The sequence below is a fragment of the Sporofaciens sp. JLR.KK001 genome (assembly GCF_036941055.1).
In the GTDB taxonomy this organism is placed as follows: domain Bacteria; phylum Bacillota; class Clostridia; order Lachnospirales; family Lachnospiraceae; genus Sporofaciens.
Map to the genome: position 1 here is coordinate 476,866 of NZ_JAYMNO010000001.1, position 26,149 is coordinate 503,014.

At 51.6% G+C, this 26,149-nt stretch carries 15 protein-coding genes, 1 tRNA gene and 1 pseudogene; 16 read left to right on the forward strand and 1 reads right to left on the reverse strand.

Annotated elements, in window-relative coordinates:
- The first annotated feature begins 51 nt into the window (after positions 1 to 51).
- The 4 genes from VSQ62_RS02570 (at position 52) to VSQ62_RS02585 (ending at position 13,840) form a co-directional block, all read left to right on the forward strand.
- Positions 52 to 6,138 carry a hypothetical protein gene (locus VSQ62_RS02570; protein ID WP_334633035.1) on the forward strand — a complete coding sequence of 2,029 codons (6,087 nt, stop codon included), beginning with the start codon at positions 52 to 54 and terminating at the stop codon, positions 6,136 to 6,138.
- Positions 6,139 to 6,166: 28 nt separating this feature from the next.
- Complete coding sequence (locus VSQ62_RS02575; RefSeq protein WP_334633036.1) at positions 6,167 to 13,096, forward strand: CARDB domain-containing protein; 6,930 nt, start codon at positions 6,167 to 6,169, stop codon at positions 13,094 to 13,096.
- A 357-nt stretch (positions 13,097 to 13,453) separates the two neighbouring features.
- Positions 13,454 to 13,525: transfer RNA gene (locus VSQ62_RS02580), tRNA-Glu, on the forward strand.
- A gap of 69 nt (positions 13,526 to 13,594) precedes the next feature.
- Entirely contained in the window at positions 13,595 to 13,840 is a 246-nt protein-coding gene (locus tag VSQ62_RS02585) for a dihydrodipicolinate reductase (protein ID WP_334633037.1), read from the forward strand.
- Between the two features lie 66 nt (positions 13,841 to 13,906).
- Here VSQ62_RS02585 and VSQ62_RS02590 read toward each other — a convergent pair whose 3' ends face one another.
- Complete coding sequence (locus tag VSQ62_RS02590) at positions 13,907 to 14,677, reverse strand: DeoR/GlpR family DNA-binding transcription regulator (RefSeq protein ID WP_334633038.1); 771 nt, start codon at positions 14,675 to 14,677, stop codon at positions 13,907 to 13,909.
- A 201-nt stretch (positions 14,678 to 14,878) separates the two neighbouring features.
- On the opposite strand from VSQ62_RS02590, the gene VSQ62_RS02595 reads away from it, so the two are divergent.
- The 12 genes and pseudogenes from VSQ62_RS02595 to VSQ62_RS02650 all read left to right on the forward strand — a co-directional run bounded on the left by VSQ62_RS02595 (position 14,879) and on the right by VSQ62_RS02650 (position 26,144).
- Positions 14,879 to 15,511, forward strand: coding sequence for a class II aldolase/adducin family protein (locus tag VSQ62_RS02595; RefSeq protein WP_334633039.1), 633 nt, complete (start codon positions 14,879 to 14,881; stop codon positions 15,509 to 15,511).
- Between the two features lie 7 nt (positions 15,512 to 15,518).
- A complete protein-coding gene (locus tag VSQ62_RS02600; protein ID WP_334633041.1) occupies positions 15,519 to 15,950 on the forward strand; it encodes a hypothetical protein in 432 nt (143 codons plus the stop codon).
- Positions 15,946 to 16,338: pseudogene (locus VSQ62_RS02605) on the forward strand (dihydroxyacetone kinase subunit DhaK); the annotation flags it as partial. The gene VSQ62_RS02600 and the pseudogene VSQ62_RS02605, both read left to right, overlap by 5 nt.
- Positions 16,339 to 16,386: 48 nt before the next feature.
- Positions 16,387 to 17,049 carry a dihydroxyacetone kinase subunit DhaL gene (gene dhaL / locus VSQ62_RS02610; RefSeq protein ID WP_334633042.1) on the forward strand — a complete coding sequence of 221 codons (663 nt, stop codon included), beginning with the start codon at positions 16,387 to 16,389 and terminating at the stop codon, positions 17,047 to 17,049.
- Positions 17,046 to 17,510, forward strand: a complete 465-nt coding sequence (rpiB, locus tag VSQ62_RS02615) for a ribose 5-phosphate isomerase B (RefSeq protein WP_334633043.1) — start codon at positions 17,046 to 17,048, stop codon at positions 17,508 to 17,510. The genes dhaL and rpiB overlap by 4 nt, the downstream gene beginning before the upstream one ends.
- Positions 17,511 to 17,780: 270 nt before the next feature.
- Positions 17,781 to 18,875, forward strand: coding sequence for an alcohol dehydrogenase catalytic domain-containing protein (locus tag VSQ62_RS02620; RefSeq protein ID WP_334633044.1), 1,095 nt, complete (start codon positions 17,781 to 17,783; stop codon positions 18,873 to 18,875).
- A gap of 253 nt (positions 18,876 to 19,128) precedes the next feature.
- Positions 19,129 to 20,535: an ABC transporter substrate-binding protein gene (locus VSQ62_RS02625; protein WP_334633045.1), complete on the forward strand. Its 1,407-nt coding sequence runs from the start codon at positions 19,129 to 19,131 to the stop codon at positions 20,533 to 20,535.
- Between the two features lie 73 nt (positions 20,536 to 20,608).
- Complete coding sequence (locus VSQ62_RS02630; RefSeq protein ID WP_334633046.1) at positions 20,609 to 21,478, forward strand: carbohydrate ABC transporter permease; 870 nt, start codon at positions 20,609 to 20,611, stop codon at positions 21,476 to 21,478.
- Between the two features lie 12 nt (positions 21,479 to 21,490).
- Positions 21,491 to 22,363: a carbohydrate ABC transporter permease gene (locus tag VSQ62_RS02635; protein ID WP_334633047.1), complete on the forward strand. Its 873-nt coding sequence runs from the start codon at positions 21,491 to 21,493 to the stop codon at positions 22,361 to 22,363.
- A gap of 48 nt (positions 22,364 to 22,411) precedes the next feature.
- Positions 22,412 to 23,176, forward strand: a complete 765-nt coding sequence (locus tag VSQ62_RS02640; RefSeq protein ID WP_334633048.1) for an SDR family oxidoreductase — start codon at positions 22,412 to 22,414, stop codon at positions 23,174 to 23,176.
- A 39-nt stretch (positions 23,177 to 23,215) separates the two neighbouring features.
- Positions 23,216 to 25,009 carry an L-fucose isomerase gene (locus VSQ62_RS02645; protein ID WP_334633049.1) on the forward strand — a complete coding sequence of 598 codons (1,794 nt, stop codon included), beginning with the start codon at positions 23,216 to 23,218 and terminating at the stop codon, positions 25,007 to 25,009.
- Between the two features lie 31 nt (positions 25,010 to 25,040).
- Positions 25,041 to 26,144 (forward strand): ABC transporter ATP-binding protein, encoded by a 1,104-nt coding sequence (locus tag VSQ62_RS02650; RefSeq protein ID WP_334633050.1) that lies wholly within the window; start codon positions 25,041 to 25,043, stop codon positions 26,142 to 26,144.
- The last annotated feature ends 5 nt before the right edge of the window (positions 26,145 to 26,149 follow it).

The following is a 26,149-nucleotide window of genomic DNA, read 5'->3' on the forward strand; positions in this document are numbered from 1 at the left end:
CTACAATGAAACGTGTGACGGAATGTAATCGTATAGGAAGGAAAATGTGTTATGAAGAGATTGTATAGTGTATTGCTGATCTGCGCGGCAATGGCCGGCATGATGCTTAGTATCACCAGCACAGAGGCGGCTGATCTTGCGAAGGTACGCGGAAGGGTGAACATTGACCTTGATACGTTTGTATGTGTGGAGAAGACGAATAATAACTCCGGGATGGAGCCGGACAATAGTGAGAAGACGAAGTACAAGATGTGGTTCAAGAATTCATTCACGGACCGGAATAATATCGGAGTTACCTACAGGAGCGGACAATCTTACGAGATGACGGATGTGGACAAGGTGGAGACTTACATGTACACGCAGCAGACCAGTAATGATAAGTTCCTTTTGTACATAAATACGAGTCCGTACAAATACTATCACAGGATGGATATCGGTGATATTAACAACGGCACCCTGGACGGAAACGGTACGGTGTGGTATTTCAATAATCTGGTGGTTCGGGTTACTCAGAATGTGTATTCTAAGGATTTTCGGGATCGGAGTACGAATATCAAAGCGAAGTATGGGAGTTCTTATGTATTCTTCGGACTGGCACATGAGTGGCAGATGCATGACGCAAGGCTTTATTTTGACAATGAGAGCAGATCCGGAGAGTTCCAGGGAGGTCTTACATTGATCTTGAAGAAGCATCGTATCGCGCTTCTTCAGCCGGAGTACCCTAAGCAGGTGTTGGAGAATGGTTCCGAGAAGGAGTATGTCGCCTTCTCTAATCTGAAGATGCGCCTGGAGGACGGGAAATCTTATGATCCCGGGAGTCAGGGGGACATTTACCGGGATGAGCGTGTGACGGTACAGTATACGCTGGCGGATGCCAATAACTGCAAGCTTAAGGGGTATCGTTTCTACAGTGACAGGGATCGGAAGAATCTTCTCTATACGAAATGGATCGAGGGCGGCGAGACAGAATCCAGCTTCACGCTGGACGCTGCGCTGATACAGGATCTTGAGAGAGGTAAGGCGATAAAAAGTCTTGGTGATATCTATGTGGAACCGATCTTCGAGCAGAGGAAGGTCACCGTGGATATCTCACAGGTTGTCCCGGAAGACAGCGCTGTGTCGGTGACTCCGGTTACGGGCGGGGATGGGTCTGATTCCTTCCAGCTTCAGGTTGAGGAGAATGGCAAGAAGGAAGTGATCGGAAGTTTCAAGAAGAATAAGGCCACGCATATCGGGGATGTGATCACCTTCGATTATACGCCGAATTCCAAATACAAAGGGCCGTACCAGTTCTCACATTATGAATACCGGATGTGCGAGAGCCAGAACCAGGTCGCGGGCACCTATCCGGTGGAAGCGCTGTATTCTCCGGATAAATATGACATCTCACAGAAGCTTGGCACGGCGTATTTCTGGATGCAGCTTCATGTGATCCTGAAGGCAGAGGTGGTTCTCCAGGATAAGACGGTGACCTATAATAACCGGAATGTGACCATTGATCCTCCGGAAATCAAGTACCCGGAGGGACACCCGGCGCCCACGGGAACGATTACTTATACTTATTATAAGGCATTGGGGGATGTGACGCAGTGGGGGCTTCAGGAAGAGATAGACGGTCCGCCCATAGACGCGGGGATTTATTATGTGGTGGCGACGATGAGGCAGGATGCGCATTACCTCTCGGCGGAGAGCAGACCGGCAATCTTAACGATCGAGAAGGCGGTGCCGGTGCTTTCCAATGTGCGGGGAACACAGATTACATACGGGGATCCGTTGTCGAAATCGACGGTGACCGGTACTGCGGAAGGAGTGAGCAAGTCCAAGATCAGCGGAACATTTGCATGGAAGGACGGAAATCAGAAGCCAAATGCGGGAACCAATAAGGCGGATGTGAAGTTTACGCCTGCCGACCGGTATGCGGTCAACTATGCCGAAGCGGAAGGAAAGGGAATGGTTTCGGTTGTTCCGGCAACGCCGACGATCCAGAAGGGTGCTGACAAGACAGTCACCTACAGCGGCGAGCCGGTTGTGATGGAAGGAGCGTTCGCGGCAGGGATCGACGGAGAGAATACCGGTCAGAAGATCACCTATGAATATTTTACGAGTGAAGGATGTGAGAAAGAGAGTAAGCTTGCCGGTCCGCCGGTGGATCGGGGCGTGTATTATGTGCTGGCATCGGCGGCAGCGCAGGGGAATTACAATTATGTGAAAACTACGGCAGACAACGCTTCTAAGATTACGATTGAGCCAAGACAGGCAGGGCTTCTGCAGGTGCCGGTAAGCGCACTTACCGGGGCGGAGGGAGCGAAGGAGTATCGGGTCTATGTGACGAATGCGGTGGCGGAAGGACCAAAGGGAACGGTACAGCTCTCCTGGACGGATGGCGGTGAGACGAAGCAGATTGATATAGGAGGGATCCGGAAAGAAGGCAACGGATACTATGCATCTATCCAATATGGAGACGGAGGTGTATCCTTTGCGGATGAGAAGGTTAAGATTACAGCATCTTATATGCCTGTAACAGATAACGCGGGTAATCATATCGATAATTATTCTATTAGTGAGGATCAATTAGAAGTTGATACCTCATCCGTAGAGATAGAGAAGGAAGTATATTTGGCATATGGCGGCGGAGGCTGTACAGAGAATGTAGAAGCGGCGCTTCAAGACAGCATTCTACCCGGTGCAAATGTTTCTGCCGTACAGTGGGTGATGCCGGATCAGAGTGTGAATGATGTCGCAAAGATGGAAACAGGGAATAATAACAGAACTATGACATTTACACCTTTAAATGCAGGTTCCGTATCTGCGACGGCTTATGTAACTGTAATGACTAGAAATGCAGCGGATACAACGCATTATTATGTTACATACCACTGTACCGTGTCAAAGGTTGAACAAAATATTTCTCTAATTGATGAGACTGAGCTGACGTATAATGGACTTCCTCAAACCCGTCGTATCAAGAGGGAACCGGTGGGAGAAGAGAAGGCAGGGGATGTTACAGATATTTCAGATATTCGATATACCGGAAATTCTTATATTGAAGGGAGTTATGATTCTGAGCTGCCTCCGGTTCATGCAGGCACATATACCATGAAGGTTACTGTTCCGGCAACAAGGAATCTGCTGGAGTGCGAGACTTCTTTCCCGCTGGTGATCAATCAGGCGAAGCCTGCGATCGCCATATCCAATAAGACCGTAACCTACAACGGGCATCCGCAGACCTTAGAGCCTGCGGTTCTGGACAGTGGGATTCCGAACGGGACGGATGTGACAGGGGCGGTAAGTTATCAATATACCTATATCGGCAGCGTGCCTGTCAATGAAAATGGAGACAGCCAGGCCGATACGGCAGCAGCCGAACCAACCGGCGCCGCAGCAGCCGAACAGATCAACAGCCCCGACGCCCCGGTTCATGCAGGCGTCTACGAGGTGACGGCGTCTGTGGCAGCAGACGGCAACTATACGTCCGCATTATCCACGGAGAGTCAGGGTTCACCGAAGAAGCTTACCATAGAGCAGGCGGGATGCACTGTGAAGATGCAGGGGAAACAGGCAGTGTACACCGGAGAGCCGATTCTCTTAGATCCGCCGGTTATCACAGGGGTGGAGAATGAGAGCGTGACGGCGGAAACGGCCGTTATGTATCGCCCGTCTGTGATTTGGCATCGGCAGGGCGGCGGCGGACAGGAATTCATTCAGAATCCCACGGACGCCGGGATCTATTACGGCTGGGCGGTGAAAGGGAGCGCGGGTGATTATAAGGCGGCGGTAAGCGAGAGGGTGCTTCTTGTGATCCGGAAGGCGCAGGTGAATGTCGCAATCCCCGAACAGACTGCGGTCTACAGCGGGAAGACTCCGACGATCCAGGGGCTTACGGTACAGACGGAAACCGGCAAGGATATTATGGCAGAGTCCATTCCGTTTATCCGATATCATTTCTTCAGCGATCCGGAGGCGGCAGAAGAGATCGAACCGCCGGTGAATGCAGGAACTTATTATGTCCAGGCATGGCTTGCCGAACGGGATAATTATCAGGCGGCGAAGAGCCCGGTTCAGAAGTTGACCGTAGAGAAGGCGGTTCCGGTACTGTCGGATGTCAGGCTCAGTGATATTACTTACGGAGAGATGGGATACCTGTCGGAGGCGGAAGGTCTGGCGACAGGCGTAGAGGCGGAAGAATTAAGCGGGGCATTCCTGCCGGAAGGTGAGATCTGCCAAACCAGGATGGATGCCGGTACTTATGAGGTAAATGTCCGCTTTACGCCGGATGCGGATACGGCAGTGAATTACCAGACGGCTGTTGCCGCGGTGCCGCTGACGGTACTCCCCTCCGAGCCGCAGATCATAGGCAGGGATAAGACGAAGGTCTACGACGGACAGCCGGCGGTACTGGACGAGGTCTGGCTTAAGGGAGTGCAGAATATGCCGGCGCCTGCGGGCGAGATCCGTTACGAGTATTTTACGGATAAGGCGTGCACCCAGCCGGCGCCGGGAAATGGCGGCAGCGGCGATATGGGAGCGGCCCATACCGGGGTGACGGACGCAGGGGTCTATTACTGCAGGGTAACGGTAATCCCGGATACCGGGAATTATATCGAGAAGTCCGAATTATATACCGTGACGGTGGAGAAGGCGCCTGCCGCGATCAGCCTGCGGGTGACCGTGATCGATAAGAATCAGGCGGATAATATCGTGACGATCCGCGGGAAGCTGCCGGGAGTCTTCGATGCACCGACAGGGACCGTCAGGATCCTAATGCGGGAGCATGCAGAAGACGGACAGAATGCCGGAGAATACCGGGAGGTTACCGGAGATCTTGCCGTTACGGAAGAGAACGGTGCTTATGGCTTCACGGCGAAGGTCAGCGTGGGACTTGACGGAATCTATGATTTCAAGGCGGTATATACAGAGGGTGTTAAGCAGAATTATAAGATACAGCCGGGAGAACTTACAGAGATTGATATGGATAAGCTGCCCCAGCATATAGAGTTCGAGCAGCATTTACTGCGAATGATGTATGGATGCGAAGCCTTCGATGTCCGGGCTGACGAGTCAGAAGCGCCGGGAAGCGGAGCGGTTACTTACCGCCTTATGGAGAATATCAGCACGCCGGGCGCAGTGTCCGTGACACCGGAGGGCACGGTAGAGATCCTGGATGTGGGTACGGCATTTGTCATGGCGGTAAAGGCAGGCGATGAGCAGTATAACGGAGCGGTGTCCGTGGTATGTATCCGGATATTGAAGGCGCCTGTCACGTTGGCTATGGAGGACAGGACCGTGGTTTACGACGGCAGCCCCCAGGGAATACAGGCGGTGCCGATGTCGCAGGATCAGCGCATTGAGGAAGAACTGCCGGTATCATATGTGTATGTGGATCAGGAGAACCGGCGTGTGCTTCACGAGGAACCTGTAGATACAGGAACGTATCAGGTATTTGCCTATCTGCCGGAGACGGAGCATTATCTCGGGGCGGCGGGAAGGAGCGTCCTTGTGATCACGCAGACAGAAGCCAGGATAGAATTGTCCGTGTATAAGAAGGATGTGAATGCGCAGAAGGTGACGCTTCGCGGGCGGCTTCCGGGAGTTTTTGATGATCCGAACGGTACGGTGACGATCTATATGCGGGTTCACGGTATGGAGGAATATACGGTAGCGGCAGAGGATATCCAGATTGTGGAAATTGACGGAGAGTGGACATTCTGGGAGGAGATCCATGTGCCGGAGAGCCGGATCTATGATTTTAAGGCGGTGTTTGTCGGAGATGCGGGGCAGAATTACCGGATTCAGGACGGAATAGCGGAGAATGTGGATATGAGGAAGCCTCATAAGCCGGGACGTCCATCCGGGGATGATCCGGGAACAGACGATCCCAATGGTCCGGGCAGTGATCCGGGAGCAGACGATCCCAATGGTTCGGGCAATGATCCGGGATCGAACGGTTCCGGTGGTTCGGGCGGCGGACCGTCCTTTGATGATGTGGTATCGGGCGGCGCGGATAAGGGCGGCAAGAGCAAAGCTGCCGATACAGGGGATGCCGTTCCGGTTCTTCCGGGGATCCTGTTTGTGATGGCAGCAGCCGTCCTTATGACCGAGATCGGCAGGAGGTATCGTATGCGGTGCCGGAGACGATAAGAATATAGGTAGAAGAAGGTGGGAAAGTATGATGAGAAGGCGGATGACCCGCGTTGTTGCCGGGGGACTTGCGGCGGTGATGCTTGCGTGTGCCGTTCCGGCGGTTCCGGCGAAGGCCGAGGAGGTTTACAGAGAAGTTCTGCCGTATAATCTGGAAGAACAGGAGAAGGCATTATTGGACAGTGAGAGTGCGGCCGCATACACGTCGGGGGCAGTGACATTCCCGCTGAGCGGCGTGTCCGTCAACATGGGCGAGGAACTGGTCTATCATATATTCCGCCAGGGAAATGCGGCGGCCAGGCAGAAGGTAACGCTGGCAGTTCTGGATCTGTCTGCCGGATATGGGGAGGACTATGAGATCCTGACAGATAAAACGGCGGTGCCGGGGAAGGCGAACCGGATCCTTGACGGAAGAGGCGTCATCTATGATGTCTATCCGGGGACGAACGTTATGCAGGACGAGTCGGCAGGAAGACAGGGAGAGACTGCCGGGAATCAGGATACCGGAGCCGGGAATGCACAGGCGCCTGACGAACCGGGACAAAATGGTGCATCAGACTTATCCGGGGACGGGATGAATGAAGAAGAGATCCGAAAGATCGCCTCTGCGGTCTTCGAGATGGAATTCGACGAAGGAGAGCAGGAGAAGGAGATCCGGATCCGCGCGAAGGTGCCGGAGCAGGCAGTGGGAAATAAGGAGCTTCAGCTTATGGTGCTGGAGTGTGAGGGGGACCTTAAGAAGGGTGAGAATACCAGTACGGCGGTTACGCTTATGGAGACGAGAGAGGTGGAAGAGCCGGAGATATCCATCGTGGAAGACTCAGCCGAGGTTGTGGACGGCTATGTGACGGTGCTCGTGAAGAGGACGGGGAACACGGCGGGATACAGTGCGTATATGCTGGAGGCGGAGGATCAGACGGCTGTGAACGGGGAAGACTATATCCTGAAGAGCACGCAGCTTACCTTCTCCCCGGGAGTGTCCAGACAGCGGGTCCATATCCCGCTGATCGCCTCCGATGCGCAGGGAGAAAAGACATTTACCCTGAGGGCGGCGCAGTCGGAAGCGGAGATTACCTATCAGGCGGCATCAAAGGGGGCGGCATTTAAGAGTTCCAGAGAACTGGTGGATATACCGATGTCGGAGTTCGAGAAGGGCGCATCCACCGTAGGCGGCTTCACATTTGACTCTAAGGATAACGGGGAGCGTTATGAGCTTAGCTTCGATACGGGGATCGGCGACGGGAGTAACCGGAGCGCGTCGATCATGACCAGACAGAGCTATGATCTTACGGGGATCAAGGCGATCCGCCTGTCAGCGAGCTATCAGGTGGGGACGATCATGGGCGACCATCTGGATGTCTACGCGTCGAACACCGATTATTGCGAGAACAAGACGGCGCTTGGCCAGATTGAATCCAACCGTTACGGGGCGCGTATGGACACGGTCAGCCTGACCGGGCAGGGGATTCACAATGCGTCGGTTTCGAGGACGGGGGAGTATCATATATATATCACGGCAGAGCAGCACGGCGGGCTCGGCCATATCGGTTATAATCTGTATAACCAGGAATTTGACGGGAATAAGGGACATCTGGCGCTGGTGAAGCAGGGCTATAAATTGAAGATCCTGAGTCCGGCCGCCGTGATCCAGAACGGAGTGGAGAATGCCCCGGCCGGGGATCTGAAGCTTACGCTGACATCGGATTCGTCGGTGTCCGGAAGCACGATAGATACGGCTTATCGGGATGAGACCTATACGATCAGTTATAGCTTGATGGACGAGTCGGCGCATTATACGGGCTATGAGCTGCTGGACGGCAATAACAAGGTATTTTATTCTGAGAAGACGGAGAGTCCGGTATTTACCCTGAGTTCAGAGCTGATTCAGAAGTATTCCACTAGGATCTCGGACGACACATTCACGATCCGCCCCGTGTTCGAACGGGAGACGTCGCAGGTGGAGGTGCTCAGGCAGGACTTTGCGGCGATGGGGATGGATACGGTCAATGCGGAGATCGATATGGGAAACTGCCGCGCGGTGTATAAGGACAATGGGATCGAGATCGCCACGGTTACCTGGAATTCCCCTTACTATGCCCATGGCGACACGATGGCGTTCCGTGTGACAGAGAACAAGGCATATATGGGAGATTATCATTTCAGTGCATACCAGGTCTGCTCTGGTGCAAGTAAGGAGGCTGCCCAGACGAATCCGCTGTATTATACGGATCCCCAGTGGAGCACCGAGGTGTCGGCCGGTTATTATGCCGTGACGCCTATGGTGTCAAACCGGAATGCCAGGCTCCTTCTGAATGTGTCGGGGGCGTCTCACGGAGACTTCCCGGGGAAACCGAAGAATCTGAATGGGGATTCCTGCACGGTGGAGGAATATGACGGGAAATATGACTGCAATTCCGTTGCGGCATTCGCGGCTAAGCCGGCTGACGGATACCGGGCGAAATGGTCCTACCGCGATGTGGCGTCGGGGCAGACGAAGACCTATTACGGCAGCAGGTTCTACTACCGGGTGCAGTTCCCGGTGCTTCTTACGGACAACCATGTAAGCCTGGAATTCGAGAAATGTGACGCGGGGCAGGAATATAGCGTGGTGGCGGATGTCTATATGCAGGGGGGAGACGTCCTGCATCAGCCGGACGCGAAGTCGGAGATGTACACGCCGCTTCTGAGTGCAAATGTCTCGCTGGAGGGGGAAGAGCGGATTACCCGGGAAGACGGGAGTACGGAAGTATTTACCCTGAAGGCGCGCCCGGATGAGACGTACACGGCTCTGGTCACGGCGAATAACAGGAATTATATCCAGGAGGTGGCGATCGGCGGCAGTAAGGGAGGAAGTCTTCGTCAGGAGATGAAGCTGTCCTATTATTATGAGGGGCCGAGGGTTACGAACGTGCGGTATTTCGACTATGACGGAACGGTGCAGAACGGCGACGTCATTTACCTGGAAAATGAGACGGACGGCTGTATCCTTGGCGCTACGGTCGAGGCGGCGGGCCAGGAGGTCACCGACGTTTTGTTCCAGCTTAAGAGTGCGGACGGAACCCCCAAGGGCGAAGCGGTTGCCGGAGAGCACAACGGATCGGAATATCTGTGGTCGGCTGCGCTTGGAATGCTGGCAGAACAGGGGGATCAGATCTGGGTGGAGATGGTGAACCGCACCTATGACGAAGAGGGGAATGTGGCAGCCCAGACCAGCTACGGAGAGGTGAATACCGGATATTCCGTTGTGATCGCGGAGTTCGACGATGCCTCTTACATACCGGATACGGGGGATGTGGATTGCAATATTCCGGTACTTGGCAATATGTATTTCCTGTTCAGCGTGAAGGGGATCAAGCCGATCCTCACGACCAGCAAGAGCGGAAATATTACTTATATGACGATCGGGCTGAATTTCGGCGCCGCGAAGAATTTCCTTAAGAAGGACACCGGGTTTGCGCTTACAGGCTGGCAGGGCTATGCGAACCTGTGGAAGAACGGGCTGCAGATGATGTCGCCCAAGGCGACGCAGGAGCAGAAGCTTGCCGGAAAGCAGGCGCTTAAGAAGTCGGTCCTGGCGGTGAATTTCTCTGTATCGGTGCAGCTTGCCTTATATAATGCGGAGATCGATTATCAGTCCCATCTTCTGTGTGTCGGGGCGTGGATGTCGGTCGGGTTCAATACAAGCTATACATTTAACATGCCCTTTACGATAGAGGGCTTCCCCATGTTCGTGAGCCTCACGGTAAGCGGCGGGTTCTCCGACATGCTGCAGGTGATGCCGTCTGACGAGGCGGGTTATGTGGATGTGCGCAATATGCACGATCCAACGAAGTCGAGCTATAAGCCGGGCAATGATTTCAACGTATTCCTGTCTATCGGGCTTGCGGTAGGTGCCGGGGTCAATGGGCTCTTAAGTGTTTCCGGCGGAGGCACGGGGAAGATGACCTTCGACTGGATTGATTTCGGTTACGGGAACGGGAAACTGTCACTGACGGTGGACTGCAGGATAGAGGCGCTTCTGATCGGGAGGACCTTCTCTTATAAGGCGGCGAATCTGACCATGTTTGATACCAATCCCTATCTGCCGGGTGAGGATGATGCAGATGACCCGAACGCCGTGGCGAATGGAGAGACGGCGGCAGATCGGCAGGCACAGGAGACGGCAGAGCAGAAGATACTGGAGGCGGCCAATAGTCAGATGCAGAGAGCGAAGCTTGGTGAGCTGAAGTTTAGAATGCCTGCCGAGTATCATCAGAGTGTAGATCCGGGAAGCGTAGGGAACGGCGGGGCATTGATCTCTGATGCGTACGAGTTCTCAAGACCGAAGCTGTATCCGCTGGAAGGCGGGAAATATATGGTTCTCGCCACGGTGGACGGAAGCTTGGTGAGCGGGCTTGGGGGCGATGCAGCCGGGAAAGCGGTGCTGAGTTATGCGGTATATGACAGTGCGGCGGGAAGATACGAGAGCGATGCAGACGGCAAGATCTTCCATAGTATAGAGCCGAAGGAGAAGGCGGGAGCGAACGGTGACAGCGTGAATTTCCATCCGTGTGTTACGGGTATCGGAGACGGTAAATATGTCATCCTCTGGAACAGTGTCCTCTACGGAGATAAGAAGGATTCCTTAAGCCTTGCGGATATGCGGACGGTGATCAAAGCGGCGGTCTATGACAGCGGGAAGGCGGAGACGGATCCGGGGCGTATGGTATATAAGTCCCTGGTGAAGGAAGATGAGGACGAGAATATCGTATCCGGGATCGTGATGGATGCGGTGTATGATGAGAATGCCGGGGAAGTTGTGGTGCTCTACCGGAATCTTGGGTTGGAAGGGATGACGGGAGAACATACCCTGGCCGATCTGTCGCGGAGCAATTCTGTGCTTGCATGTACCAGTCTGCCGGTGGGGGCCGATTCATTGGCAGATCCGGATACGGCATTTACGAAGAGTGTGATCCTGGCAGAAGGCGGAGCCGGAAAGGTTCTGAAGACGGCGGATCTGGACCTGGTGGATGGACGTCCGGTCTGCGTTTACCATGTAACGGAAGGAGAACAGGCAGGAATCTTAAATGACGCGGAAGAAGGCAGCGAGAACCACATCTATCTGACGAGCCTTGCGCATCAGAGTCAGAACGGATATGCAGCAGATGCAGAGTGTGAGGTGACGGAGGATAGCAGTCTTTACCATGGCAATCCGAAGCTTATGGACGGAATGCTGATGTGGAAGCAGGAAGGCCGGATGGCGGCGGCAGATGCAGCGGAGGTTCTTGCAGGGATTCCGGAAGACGAAGCGACAGGGCGCAGGCAATCTGCCGGGGCAGGGATCGCGTCTATGGTCAATGCTTATGCCGGCAATATGGAGAATTTCACACTAATAAAAGGCGAAGACGGGAAGACTTACGCGCTGTGGACGGAAGGCATGGAGACGGGAACGAGGGTCCGGATGTCGGTACTGGAACAAGCCGGAGGCGGGGCTTACACCTGGGGGAAAGGCAGTACAGTATTCACAACAACGGGGAGCCGATATATCCAGGCGATTTCTCCGGCCGTGGATGCGGCGGGGAATCTGCAGGCCTTGTATCGGGAGACGGTAGTGGATTCGGAGGCGGCAGATGACGGAAGCAGCGCCGTCTGCCTGCGAAGCGTGAAGCTTGGCGCGAAGCCGTCAGCCGTTGATTATGCGGAGCTGGCGGCGGCCCCGGGCGATCAGACGGAAGAAGATCAGGCGGCGGATAAGAATCAGTTGGAGAATATCGGGCTTCACGTGTCCAATCTGTATCCCCGGGCAGGAGAAACGGTCACCGTCACCGGCAAGGTGAGGAATGAAGGTGTGCATCGTCTTGAGGGAAGTGAAGTGCATTTGCTGGCAAATGGCGCGCCAATCGCGCAGGAAGGGGCCAAAGCGAGTGTACCGGCCCTGGCGGCGGGAGAAGAGACGGAGGTTGTGTTCTGTTATACGGTCCCGGAGGATTTTAACGGGCGGACGGACTTGTCCTTAAGTGTACCAAGAGGGCAGACAGAATCGAATGTGTACAGAGCAGACGGGAATCCGGCGGTCTTGCAGAGCATCTACTCGGGTGCAAGCCTGGATATTGAGAGTATCCATTATGAGCCGCTGCATTATGCGGATGCGTCTTCGCCGGCCAGGTATCAGGTGACCGCGAATATCAGGAACAGCGGCAATGCGCCGTCTGGGGAGACAACACTTGTCTTATCCCATATAGAGCTTGGAGAGGAAGATCAGGTACAAGATACTCCGCTTGGAACCTGTGAGATACCGGCTCTTGAACCGCAGGAGAGTGAGCAGGCGGTATTTGAAGTGTCTGTGGGGCCGGAATATTTCACCAAAGGAGAATACCGCACGGCATCCGTAGGGGCGGCAATCTACGAGGCGTATGGAACCGACGGTCAGAATATGAGATGCGCCATGTTAGATTATCTGCCGGTAGAGCAGCAGCCGGAAGCGCTGAGCCTGAATGCCGAGAAGACGAAGAAGCTTGGCATACGGCAGAAGAAGAGCATCATGGTGCGGACAGACCCGCTGGATGCGAAGGAATTCGAGACGCTTACCTATGAGAGTCTGGATGAAAGTATTGCCAGAGTGGATGAGAACGGCGTCCTGACCGGAGTGAAGAAGGGAACCTGTACGGTGGTGGTCAGAACGGCAGGCGGACTGGAAGCCCAGGTGGAGGTCCAGGTCGTAAAGGACCCGGTGCCGGATGAGAATCCGGGCGGAACGAAGCCTGGAGATCCGGGGGTGTCAGGCGGAGACGGAGCGGGCAGTAACGGGACACCCGGGGAGGAGAGACCAGGAGACGGCAGCATGGCAGCCGGGAATACGAAGCCAGGGAAGAAGGTGAAGACCGGAGACGATGCCGGATGGATGTTCTGGTGGATTCTGCTTCTTGCCGGAGCGGGTATGGCGGGCGGTATGGTCTGCTATAAGAAAAGAAGAGGATAGATAAGATAATCGTCCGAATGTACAGGGCAGAAGTGCAGGCTTTTGCCCTGTATATGAGGAATGGAAAAAAATCCACCTGTACGGTTGGATCATCCAAGGATGCTCCAACCTACTCATCCATTCGCAAAACCGTGCTGACGCACTCTTACGTCTGCTAACGCAGCCGTTTTTTGCTCATTAATGAGTAGGTTGCTAATCCGGAGATTCAGTTTTATTGCAATAAATTGCATAAAACTGAATTTCCGGATTGCAACCGTACAGGTGGAAAAAATTTTGTAAAAAAACAAAAAAGTACTTGCATATTTGTCGGATGTTTGCTATACTAAACGAGTCCGAGATACGGAAGGACAATAATATGGCTCCATGGTCAAGCGGTCAAGACGCTAGCCTCTCACGCTGGAATCAGGGGTTCGATTCCCCTTGGAGTCACTGAGCAAGAAGCTGAGATTCTTTGAAGATAAAGAATTTCAGCTTTTTTTGAACAAGGAGGACGATATTATGACCGTTATGCAGGAACAAGCGATTGAGATGATTAAAAATATGTCTGATGATAAAATATATTATGTAGTTAGTATATTACGGGGAATTGAAGGACTGTCTGCGGCTAAAGAGGAAGCAGATCTTACAAAAGCTCAGAGAGCATATGAGAATATTCAGCATTTTCGAAGAATGGGTTTGTACGACAGAGATTATAAAAAGGAACTGCGAGAAGCCATGGAGGAGAAATATGAAAGTCTTGATTGATACGAATGAGAAGATTTTTTGCGTTTGGGGTGGGAGAATATTGAACCAGATAATAAATAAGTCTGGTTACACATGATCGCTGCCCAATATCACATCTACTCCGCAGTCAGTGATCTTCTTCTTCGTCTCATCATCGAACGCCCGGTCACAGATCAAAGTGTCGACCGCGTCCCAAGTGTTGATCAGGAATACCCCTTGAGAGTTGAATTTGCTGTAATCCGCTAACAGATAATTATGCTGGGAATTTTCCAGCATTATTTTTTTGATCTGAGAACCGGTGATACCATCGTTAAAAAATCCGCGCGCGGAGAAGCCGCTGCAGGAGATAACCGTTGCATCGACGAAGATATTCTTGGCAATATTAGCCGTAATCTCAGAATCCAGTGTATTATTATCACGGGCGAGTAACCCGCCCATGACGAATACATTAATACTCGGGAATCCGCTTAGATATTGAAGGGCGATCGCGCTGTTCGTGAAGACCGTGAGACGCCGGTCCGGCGGCAGGGCCCGTATGAATTCGTAAGCCGTGGAGCTGCCGTCGATATAGATGGATGAGACATTCTTCATGTGACGGGCGGCAATTGCGGCGATCTGCATTTTAGCAGAGTGATTGTTCTGTGACCGCGAATGGAAGTTAGTCTCATTTACCGTGTCATCTACAAGCAATGCCTTACCATATTCTCTGTGGATAAGGCCGGAATTCTCCAATGAATCCAGATCACGCCGTATCGTCATCGTAGATACCGCGAAATAATCAGCCAGTTCGGCAACAATTACTTCCCTTTTCACTTTTATCAGATTGTAAATGCGCATGCGCCGTTGTTCTATGTTCATATGTTTTATCCTCCTGCCATGCAATCTTAATCCTGTGCAGATATTGCGGAAAATGTGTGATAAATATAGCTATAGAGAATTATAGAATGAAAATTGTAAAAAATCAACCGAACATTCAAAGTATAGACGGTGTTTGATTGAAAGATTATAATCAGTTCATGCTGTTAGTTCGAACATATAATCGCAGAAAGAGGTGGCAAAATGAACAGAGAATTGATCAAAGAAGTGATGAGTGTGGCGAGACGCCTGGACGAGAAGAATCTGGTCAATACATTCGAAGGAAATATCTCAGCCAGGGAGGGAGACAAGATCTACATTACACCGACAACCAGGAATAAAGCGCTGTTGACAGAAGAGATGATTGCCGTTATTGATGCCAAGGGGAATCAGATCGGAGGGAATTGTAAGCCCACATCGGAACTGCCGATGCATAGGATGACGTATACGCTTCGGGATAACATCGGCGGAGTTGTGCACTGTCATCCGACATTCATGACGGCGCATGCGATATGCAATATTCCGGTCACGACGGATGCTTATCCGGAGATGATGGGGAATTTTGATACCTTCGAGATCATACCGTACGGACGGCCGGGGACGGAAGAGATCCTGCACGGAGCGGAAGAAATATTTGCCCATGCGGATATTGTTCTGCTGGGGAATCATGGTGTACTGGCAGTGGGCGAGACGGTCACGGATGCCATGAATAAGGTGGAGGCTGCAGAGGCAATCACGAAAACGATGTTTTTTGCAAATATGCTTGGAAAGCAGGTGCCGCTGCCAAAAGAAGATATTGATCATTTCAGGCAGTTATGGGAAGCGAAATGGAGGTAATGAAAGGATGAGTAAGAAACCGGTTTTGGGTATTGTTGGGTTATCTGACGGAGATCTGGAGGTGCATGAGCAGCTAAAAGGTGTAGTTCAGGATCAGGTGGATGCAATTGCAGCGGCATTAAGGGCTTCAGGACAGGTGGAAGTGATAGAAGCTAAGAAGCTGGTCAATAGCGTCAGGTCGGCAAAAGAACAGGCGGAATATCTGCGGGATCAGGGCGTGGACGGAACGATTCTGTCTTATGGAGTTTTCGCGTTTCCGAATTTTTCAGCGATCGTTGCGCAGAACGGGAAAGGCCCGTTTCTTCTGGCGGCGAATCTGAACCCGGACTGGCCGGGGATGGTGGCAATGCTTGCTGCCGGGGGTGCGTTGAATCATCTGGGAATCCGGCATTTCCGGGCGAGCGGTGACGTCAAGGAACCGGAGGTGTTGGAGACCTAATTTTGAGATTCGGCCGGGTACGATGGAGGTTGGGATCGGGCATCATGGCGAGCCGGGGATCGAGGTGTGTCCGCTTGAGACGGCGAAGCAGATGGCAGGCCGGATGCTGGATATTATAGTGCCGGATTATCCGTTTGCGTCAGGAGACGAGACGGCTGTGCTTGTGTCCGGGCTTGGAGCGACGCCGGTGATGGAACTATATGTATTGTATAACGAGGTGGAACGGATTCTGGGAGAGACGGGGATTCGGGTATATAAGTCCTATGTCGGTAATTACTTTACTTCGCTGGATATGATGGGGGTAACTCTGACCGTGATGAAGTTGGATGAGCAGTTGAAGGAGTTATTGGACCTTCCGGTCAATACGGCAGGCTTGAAGCAGCTATAGCGTATTCTGTGCAGTGCACAATATAGTAGAAAAGGCGGAGGAATGAGTATGGATATATTTGAGAATGCACAGGGGAAATCAGTCCTATTGAAGATGGCAAAAGCAATCCAGGAGAAGAAAGCTTATCTTGGCGAAGTGGACGGCCTGATCGGAGACGGGGACCACGGCATGAATATGAACAAGGGGTTCCGTGTATTTGAAGAACGGATCAAGGATAGAGATATTGGATTTGTCCAAGGGCTTGGAGAGCTTGGGGAGATTCTGTTCAATGAGATAGGCGGTTCGATGGGGCCTATATATGGAACTTTGTTTATGGATGCATCGGAAGCTGGGGAAGGAAAGGAAGAGATTGGAACAGAGGAACTGGCACAGATGTTGGAGGCAGGGTTATGTGGACTCTATGAGATCGTGGAAGCCAGAGTGGGCGACAAGACGATGGTAGATACCCTTGCTCCGGCTGTTGCAAGCCTTAAAAGCTCAGTCAAAGAAGGTGTTCCGCTTGGGGAGGCGCTGATCCGGATGAAAATAAAGGCAGAGGAAGGGAGAGATTCAACAATAGGGCTTATTGCAAGATACGGACGTTCCAGCAGACTGGGAGAGCGCTCCAGAGAAGTACCGGATGCGGGCGCGGTGTCCTGCTGTATCATCTTGTGCGCATTGGCGGACGGGATCGATGAACTGCTGAAGGATGCGGAAGGGGGAAGGATATGAGACTTGCGGTTGGATGTGATGAGGCGGCATATGGATTGAAAATTGAGATCATGAGACATCTGGATAACAAAGGTATCGAGTATCAGGATTTCGGCGCACGGGAGGGAGAAGTAGTTCTATATCCGGATGTGGCGTATTCTGTTGCAGATGCGGTTGCCTCGGGGGAATATGAACGGGGAATATTGATGTGCGGCACGGGGATCGGTATGGCGATCTGTGCCAATAAGGTGCCGGGTGTCCGTGCGGCGGTATGCCATGACCCGTTTTCAGCAGAGAGATCGCGCAAAAGCAATGACGCGCAGATTATGTGTATGGGAGAAAGAGTCATAGGAGTGGAGTTGGCTAAATATCTGGTGGATATCTGGCTGGAGTGTGATTTCGCGGGCAGCAGTTCCGTTCCAAAGGTTCGGAGGATCAATGAACTGGAGCAGGAGCATATCAGAAAGTCGATTGCCACTTGATTTGTGTGAAATAATATTACTTTCAGTGACGGCGAATAAAATGATTTTACATTTTTTATAAAAAAGTATTGACATTATGAAATAATATTTTATAATATACTATATAAAAAGCACAATAATATGAGTGAACAAAGTAAAAATATGGCAAATATTTACATTAACAGGATATTTATGCGTATAATTTGAAATAAAATTTCTTTCCAGAAAATGTCAGATACTCAAGATGAAATGTAAAAACAGTTTTTTACTGTACAGGGAAGGAGAGAAAATATGAGCTCAAAGATGAGAGCATTGGTTACATACGGTGCACATGATTACCGTTATGAAGAGGTGGAGATTCCCAGGGCAGGATCAGGGGAGATCATCATAAAAGTAGAAGGCTGCGGAATCTGTGCCGGTGATCTGAAGGCATTTAAAGGAGGCAGCGTATTCTGGGGAGACGGGAAGAAGCCGCCGTATCTGGAAGTGCCGGCGATCGGCGGACATGAATTTGTAGGACATATTGTTGAGATAGGGGAAGATATTGACAAGAAAGAGACATACGGGATTGCCGATAAGGAATTCAAGGTCGGCGACCGGGTAGCGGTAGAGCAGATTGCTCCCTGCGGAACTTGCAGGTATTGCCGTGAAGGGAAGTATCATCTGTGTGCACCGCACAATGTATATGGCTTCAAGAATTATCTGAACGGCGGTTTTGCAGAATATGCGAAGCTTACGAAGGAATCGCTGATATATAAGATACCGGAGGATATGCCGCTTGAACAGGCGCTTCTGATCGAACCTTATGCGTGTTCTATGCACGCGGTAGACAGAGCGAAGATCGAAGCGGACGATATCGTGGTGATCTCAGGGGCAGGATGCCTTGGGCTTGGAATGATCACCGCGGCAAGGAGGAAGAACCCCAGGTGCCTGATTGCCTTGGATCTTAATGACGAGAGACTTAAGATGGCAGAGGAATTCGGATGTGACAGGGTGGTCAATCCGGCGAAGGAAGATCTTGAGGCGGTGATTATGGAACTGACCAAAGGATACGGGTGTGACGTATACATAGAGGCAACCGGCCATCCGTCCAGTGTGAAGCAGGGGCTTGAGATCATTCGGAAGGCAGGGCGTTTTATCGAATTCAGCCTGTTCTTGGAACCGGTGACCTGTGACTGGAGCGTGATCGGAGACGGGAAAGAGCTCGATATGCATGGAGTAAGCTTAAGCTATGGATGTTTCCCCGAGACGATCCGCGGGCTGTATTCGGGTGAGCTCAAGTCAGATGGAGTCGTGACTCATAGATTCGAGCTTTGCGATTACGAGGCGGCTTTTGAACAGAGCGGCAGCGGAGCAGGATCCGTCAAAGTAGCATTTACATTTTAATCAGGAAGAGGAAATATTCTGCCATGTTTCATCAACTGTAAAGTAGGATCCGGTAACGGTACAGACAGGTCTGCGCACTTGCTGCGCTGACCGTGAGAACATGATTCAGGAATGCAAAAATCCCATCGCGAAGCGATTTTAAATGGATTTTTGCATGTAACAGGGCAGCTTGTCTGAACTGTTACGGCCCCGATGCAATGGTGGATAGTTGGCAGATTATTTATAAAGCATCAGAAAACAGGAGGTAAAGATTATGAAAAAAAGGTTAGTATCGCTTCTCTTAGTGGCAGCTATGTGCGGCAGCCTGGCGGCATGCTCAAGTTCTGATTCCGGGTCAGACGCCGGATCAGATTCCCAGGGAACAGAGACAGAAGAGGGATCAGAAGAGGGAGCATCCGGAGATGGTGTCACCGTATCTATCGCAATGCTGAACAATCCGATCTGTTCTAAGCTTGCCGATCTCACGGAAGAGTATTATGAGGCGGAAGGTGTGACGATCGATTTCGCGATCCTTCCAGAGAATGATCTTCGTGAGAAAGCGAATCTGGAGGCTTCCACAGGCGGAACTACATATGACGTGTATTTTACAGGTCCTTATGAGGCGAACTACTGGATCAATTATGGATGGGCAGAGAACCTGCAGCCGTATATTGATAAGATGACGGATGAGCAGAAGGCATCCCTGGATCTTGATGATTACTTCCCAAGTATCCTGGATTCCGTATCTGATCCGAAGACAGGCGACTTGTATGCGCTTCCGTTCTTTGGCGAGGCAAGCTTCTTCATGTACAATAAGGAACTTTTGGCGAATGCCAACGTTGAGATGCCGGACAATCCGACATGGGACGATATCTATGAGATCGCAGTGGCGGTAGACGACGAGGAAGCCGGAATCACCGGTATGACGATGCGCGGTGCACCTGGCTGGGGCATGAGCGGCGCTCCGTTCGTGACGATGATCAATGCCATGGGCGGCAAGTTCTATGATATGGATTGGAATGCAACGGTAGATACAAAAGAACAGAGAGCTGCATGGGAGATGTATAAGAAGATTCTCCGTGACGCAGGACAGGATGATATTATTACATATACCTACAATGAATGTATCAGTTTGATGAACTCTGGTAAATGCGGTATTTGGTATGATGCGACCTCCAACGGCCCGAATCTTGAGGCAGAGGATTCCAAGATCAAGGGTAAGGTTGGATATGTACAGTCTCCGTCAGGCTGGCTGTGGAACTGGGGTATGAACATGAACCCGAATACGACCGACGAGAAGAAGCAGGCTGCATTTGATTTCATGGTATGGGCATGCTCTAAGGATTATGTGGCCTTAAGTCTTGAAGTAGACCCAAGCGGATCTGCAACACCGTCAGGTGTCAGAGAGTCAACCTATGAACTGGATGAGTACAAGGAATTCCCATATGCACAGCCGACGATCGAAGCGCTGAACAGTGTTGATTTCAACCATCCATGTAAAGACGACGTTCCATATGTCGGCCTGCAGTACATTGCAATTCCGGAATTCGTAGAAGCCGGCGACAAGATGACAGAGAATCTTGCGGCGTTTGTAACGGATGAGATGACATTGGACGAAGCGATCAAAGAGACACAGAAGGTATTCGAAGAAGTTGCAGAAGAAGGTGGCTACAAGGAGTAACAAATAAGCCTTGAAAATTCACAGGGGCGGCTGACAGCCGCCCCTTATCTAAAATAAGAATGGAATGAAGCTTATGAATAAAAATATAGAACGCACTTTTGTTGCGCCTGCATGTATAATCGTGGCGATTGCCACACAGATACCATTTATCCTCACGATTATCTTTTCGACGCTCAGGTGGAATATCCTGCGTCCCGACCAGGGGATAAAATTCGTTGGTATAAAAAATTTCAAATATTACCTGACAGATTCGGAATTCTATATCATCTGTCTGCAGACGATCGTACTGATTGGTTCGGCGCTGGTCCTGTGCATGGTATTCGGCTATCTGATCGCGCTGATGCTGGACTGCGATGTGCCGGGGAAGACGCTTTCGCGGACATTGATCTTAAGCCCGTTCTTCGTCATGACGACCACCACAGGCGTACTCTGGAAGACGACGATATTGAATACGAACTACGGGTGGGTAGGAACGATCGCCGATATGCTGGGAATAAAAGCGATTGATTTTGTCAGCTATTATTCCAGACCTCTGTTGGTGTTCTTGTTCGTATGGCAATGGATGCCGTTCTTCGTGCTTGTTCTTCTGGGAGGTCTGCAGGGAATCCCGGAAGAAGTGCTGGAGCGTGCGAATCTGGACGGATGCAACTGGTTCGAGATGACCTTCAAGATCAAGCTTCCTATGATATTCAACCATATGCAGGTGGCGCTGATGCTGGGTCTGATCTTCCTTGTGAAGGAATTCGGTCTGATCCTCACGACTACGTCAGGAGGACCGGGACAGAAGACCTATACATTGACGTATTATATTTACAAGGCGCTGTTCAGCGGTTCCAATGTAGGCAGGGCGGCGAGTTTATCGGTTATCACGGTAGTGGTGACACTTACGGTGATCAATCTGATATTCCGCACGATCAAGAAACGCCGTGAACTGTATCAGTAGAGGAGGGATAAAGTGAAGAAGGTAGCTATCCAGCGTGATTCGAGGAGTAGAAAAGCGGCCGCAAGACGGGAAGCCAGGAGATGGATTGCCGGAATATTGATACTGGCTTTTGCGCTGCTTTATTTTTTCCCGATCTTATATATGATCTTAAGCGGCTTTAAAACTGAGGCAGAAGCGGCTGTGCCGTCGCTGTTGTTTCATCCGACGCTTGTGACCTGGCAGAAGGTGCTTGCGAACGCATCTATGATCAATTATCTGAAGAATACGGTGTTCCATGTGATCGCAGGAACGTGTCTCTGCCTGATTATCGGAATACCGGCCACATATGCGCTTGTATTCGCAAGGTTCAAGAAGGAAGGCAAAGGAGAGAGCCTCTATAACTGGTTTGTGACCACGATCCTGCTTCCTCCGGTGGCGGTTCTGATCCCGCTGTATCTGATCTTCAACGAACTGCAGTTAAACCACACGAGGGCGGGGCTTTTGTTCCTCTATGTGGGATTCCATCTGCCGATCTGTATCTGGCTGTTGTATTCGTTCTTCAAGGATGTTCCGGAGGAAGTCGTGGAGGCGGCTAAGATCGACGGGTGCAGCAGTGTCCAGCTGATCATGGGAATTGTGATTCCGCTGACGAAGACGGGGATCATGACGGCAGGGCTCCTGGTAGCGGTATTCATCTGGAATGAATTCTTCCTGGGATATAACCTGACGACAAATGCGACGGCGACACTTCCGGTATACATGGCGAGATTCGGACAGCAGCAGGGGCAGTTTATTGCACAGTTGTCTGCCTCGGCGTCCATTTCCTGTGTTCCGCCTATGATATTCGGGTGGATCTCGCAGAAGTCTCTGATCAAAGGGCTTACGGCCGGAGCGGTGAAGGGATAAAGCTATAGAGTAAGAAGGCAGTGCCACGAACAGGAGGTATAAAGGATTATGAATATTATGGATAAATTCTGCCTGAAAGGCAGGAAAGCGATCGTAACCGGCGGTGCACAGGGAATCGGATTCAATTATGCATCTGCGGTTGCCGCGGCGGGAGCAGATGTTGCGATCGCGGATATCAACGGAGAGAAGGCCAGAGAGACGGCAGAACAGATTGCCGGAGAATATCATGTGAAGGCTATGGGAATCCAGGCAGATGTAACCTCTCCTGAGCAGGTGGAGCGTATGTGCAGGGAGATGGCGGAAGAGATGGGACGGATCGACATCGCGTTCTGCAATGCGGGAATCTCTATCAATGTACCGGCGGAAGAGATGACCTATGAGCAGTGGCGGAAGGTGATTGATATTAACTTAACGGGAGTATTCCTGACGGCGACAGCGGCGGGGAGGTATATGATCCGGCAGGGCGGCGGTTCGATCATCAATACGGCGTCTATGTCCGGTCATATCGTGAATATCCCGCAGCCCCAGGTCGCGTACAATGCTTCTAAGGCAGGGGTGATCATGCTGACGAAGTCTCTGGCGGTGGAATGGGCGGATAAGAATGTCCGGGTAAATAGTATCAGCCCTGGATACATTATGACGGATCTGATCAGAGGGCATGAGCTGATCCCAAGATGGACGGAACTGTCCCCGTCTTCGAGAATGGGGAATCCGGAAGAACTTCAGGGAGTTGCGCTGTATCTGGCAAGCGACGCCAGTTCATTTACAACGGGATCGGATTTCGTGGTTGACGGTGCGTATACCTGTGTCTGATTCGGATGGAGATGCAGATGAAGAAAGGAGCGAAAAGGTATGGCGAGAAACCGATTGATCGGTGATTATCCCGTGATAGGGATTCGTCCGGTAATTGATGCCCGCAAGGGAATGCTGGATATCCGGGCCTCATTGGAGGAACAGACGATGGGGATGGCGCAGGCGGCGAAGGATCTGATCACGTCCTCTCTTACATACAGTAACGGAGAGCCGGTGCAGGCTGTGGTCTTCGAGCATACGATCGGAAGAGCGGCGGAAGCGGCGGCATGTGCGGAACGGTTCAAGAAGCTTGGAGTGGATATTACGCTGAGTGTCACTCCGTGCTGGTGTTATGGTTCGGAGACGATGGATATGGATCCGCAGACGATCAAGGGAGTGTGGGGATTGAATGCGACGGAGCGGCCGGGCGCGGTCTACCTTGCATCCGTGTTGGCGGCACATGCACAAAAAGGTCTTCCGGCATTCGGAATCTATGGCAGAGAGGTACAGGAGGCAGATGATCCTGAGATTCCGAAGGATGTGAAGGAGAAGCTTCTAAGCTTCGCAAGGGCGGCAGTTGCAGCGGCTACTATGAGAGGCAGATCTTATCTTCAGATCGGGTCCATGTGTATGGGTATCGCGGGATCCAGTATTGACGCGGGATTTTTTGAAGAATATCTGGGGATGCGGGTAGAGTCTGTCGATGAAGTCGAGGTGTTGCGGAGAATAGAGGAAGAGATCTATGATCCAGAGGAATATAAGAGAGCGTTGGAGTGGACGAGGCGGTATTGCCGGGAAGGATTCGACAAGAATCCGGAATATGCGCAGAAATCACGGGAACAGAAGGAAAAGGACTGGGAATTCGTTGTAAAGACCATGTGTATCATCAAGGATCTGATGAACGGCAATCCGAAGCTTCCGGAGAGATATTCGGAAGAGCGGTTGGGACATAATGCGATTGCCGGAGGATTCCAGGGACAGCGGCAGTGGACGGACCATTATCCCAACACCGACTTTGCGGAGGCGCTTCTGAACTCATCCTTTGATTGGGAAGGGGCGAGAGAACCGTATATTTTTGCAACAGAGAATGATACTTTGAACGGTGTGTCTATGCTTCTCAACAAGCTGTTAAGCGGAAGGGCGCAGATGTTCTCGGATGTCAGGACGTACTGGTCCAAAGACGCGGTGAAGCGTGTTACGGGCTATGAGCTTACCGGGGACGCGAAGAAGGCGGGAGGATTCATCCACCTGATCAATTCCGGGGCGTCCTGTCTGGATATGTGCGGTGAAGTGAAGGATACGGACGGAGAAGGTATCGTCAAGCCGTTTGGTGAGATGGAAGAGGAAGATATATTGAAATGTCTGAAAGCGACGGACTGGTGTCCTGCCGATCTGGGGTATTTCCGCGGCGGCGGGTATTCTTCCAGGTTCTTAACCGCGTCCCGTATGCCGGTTACAATGTCAAGGATCAATCTGGTGAAAGGTCTTGGTCCGGTCATGCAGATTGCAGAGGGATATACGGTAGTGCTTCCGGACGAGGTATCAGAGGTCTTGTGGAAGAGGACGGATTATACCTGGCCATGTACCTGGTTTGCGCCGCGGATCACAGGAACGGGCGCATTCAAGTCGGCATATGACGTGATGAACAACTGGGGTGCGAACCATGGGGCGATCAGCTTCGGGCATATTGGTGCAGACCTGATCACATTATGTTCTATGCTTCGGATTCCGGTATGTATGCACAATGTGGAGGAAGAGAGGATCTTCCGCCCGGCGTGCTGGAATGCATTCGGCATGGATAAGGAGAGTCAGGACTATCAGGCATGTAAGAATTATGGTCCCATGTACAGATAGGAGAGGGACCGGTTAAGTAAGGAGGTTTGGGATGGCCAATATTACTTTAAAGGATATATGTAAGACATATTCTAACGGAGTGAGCGCCGTAGATCATTTTAACCTGGAGATCGGGGATAAGGAATTCATTATATTCGTCGGACCTTCCGGATGCGGGAAATCCACCACGCTGCGGATGATTGCCGGGCTTGAGGATATCACGGCAGGAGAGCTTATGATTGACGGCGATCTGATGAATGATGTCCCGGCAAGAGACAGGGATGTGGCGATGGTATTTCAGAGCTATGCACTGTATCCGCATATGACGATCTATGATAACATTGCGTTCGGGCTGCGAAGGAAGAAGCTCTCTAAGGCAGAACTCGATGCGAAGGTACAGGAGGCTGCGAGGATCCTGGATCTGGAGAGCCAGCTGAAGAAGAAACCAAAGGAACTGTCAGGAGGACAGAAACAGAGAGTGGCGATGGGGGCGGCGATCGTGAGAGAGCCGAAGGTATTCCTGATGGATGAACCGCTCTCGAACCTGGACGCCAAGCTGCGTGTGCAGATGAGGGTGGAGATTGCCCAGCTTCATAAGCGTCTTGGCGCGACGATCATATATGTTACCCATGATCAGACGGAAGCCATGACGCTTGGGACGAGGATCGTCGTCATGAAGGACGGAGTGATCCAGCAGGTGGATACACCGGATAACCTCTATGCGAAGCCGAGGAATCTGTTTGTAGCAGGATTTATCGGTTCTCCGCAGATGAATTTCCTGCATATGACAGTGAAGGAGGAAGCAGGAGATATTTATCTGGAAACAGGGGGGCTTAAGCTTCGGATGCCGGAGAATAAGAAGGAGTGTCTGAAAGGATACATAGATAATCAGATCATCATGGGAATCCGGCCGGGGGATATCAAGGCCCTAGATGATTCGGATAAAAGGCTTGAACAGTGGGCTGCAGACGTAAAAGTGCAGGTCTACGAGCTTCTGGGGGCAGAAGCATTGCTGTATTTTGAATATGCCGGAAACAGGATCATTGCAAGTGTGAGTGCGAAGACAGAGGCGAAAGAAGGCGGCGGGATCAGGCTGGCGTTTGATCTGGAGAAAGCCTATCTGTTTGACAGGGATACGGAGCTTGCGATTCTGTGACGAGA

What these genes read in the sequence shown, in the direction of transcription:
- VSQ62_RS02625 (WP_334633045.1), top strand. Translation starts at nt 19,129, where the DNA reads ATGAAAAAAAGGTTAGTATCGCTTCTCTTAGTGGCAGCTATGTGCGGC.
- VSQ62_RS02595 (WP_334633039.1), top strand. Translation starts at nt 14,879, where the DNA reads ATGAACAGAGAATTGATCAAAGAAGTGATGAGTGTGGCGAGACGCCTG.
- dhaL (WP_334633042.1), top strand. Translation starts at nt 16,387, where the DNA reads ATGGATATATTTGAGAATGCACAGGGGAAATCAGTCCTATTGAAGATG.
- VSQ62_RS02630 (WP_334633046.1), top strand. Translation starts at nt 20,609, where the DNA reads ATGAATAAAAATATAGAACGCACTTTTGTTGCGCCTGCATGTATAATC.
- VSQ62_RS02640 (WP_334633048.1), top strand. Translation starts at nt 22,412, where the DNA reads ATGAATATTATGGATAAATTCTGCCTGAAAGGCAGGAAAGCGATCGTA.
- VSQ62_RS02650 (WP_334633050.1), top strand. Translation starts at nt 25,041, where the DNA reads ATGGCCAATATTACTTTAAAGGATATATGTAAGACATATTCTAACGGA.
- VSQ62_RS02620 (WP_334633044.1), top strand. Translation starts at nt 17,781, where the DNA reads ATGAGCTCAAAGATGAGAGCATTGGTTACATACGGTGCACATGATTAC.
- VSQ62_RS02585 (WP_334633037.1), top strand. Translation starts at nt 13,595, where the DNA reads ATGACCGTTATGCAGGAACAAGCGATTGAGATGATTAAAAATATGTCT.
- VSQ62_RS02570 (WP_334633035.1), top strand. Translation starts at nt 52, where the DNA reads ATGAAGAGATTGTATAGTGTATTGCTGATCTGCGCGGCAATGGCCGGC.
- VSQ62_RS02575 (WP_334633036.1), top strand. Translation starts at nt 6,167, where the DNA reads ATGATGAGAAGGCGGATGACCCGCGTTGTTGCCGGGGGACTTGCGGCG.
- VSQ62_RS02590 (WP_334633038.1), bottom strand. Translation starts at nt 14,677, where the DNA reads ATGAACATAGAACAACGGCGCATGCGCATTTACAATCTGATAAAAGTG.
- VSQ62_RS02600 (WP_334633041.1), top strand. Translation starts at nt 15,519, where the DNA reads ATGAGTAAGAAACCGGTTTTGGGTATTGTTGGGTTATCTGACGGAGAT.
- rpiB (WP_334633043.1), top strand. Translation starts at nt 17,046, where the DNA reads ATGAGACTTGCGGTTGGATGTGATGAGGCGGCATATGGATTGAAAATT.
- VSQ62_RS02645 (WP_334633049.1), top strand. Translation starts at nt 23,216, where the DNA reads ATGGCGAGAAACCGATTGATCGGTGATTATCCCGTGATAGGGATTCGT.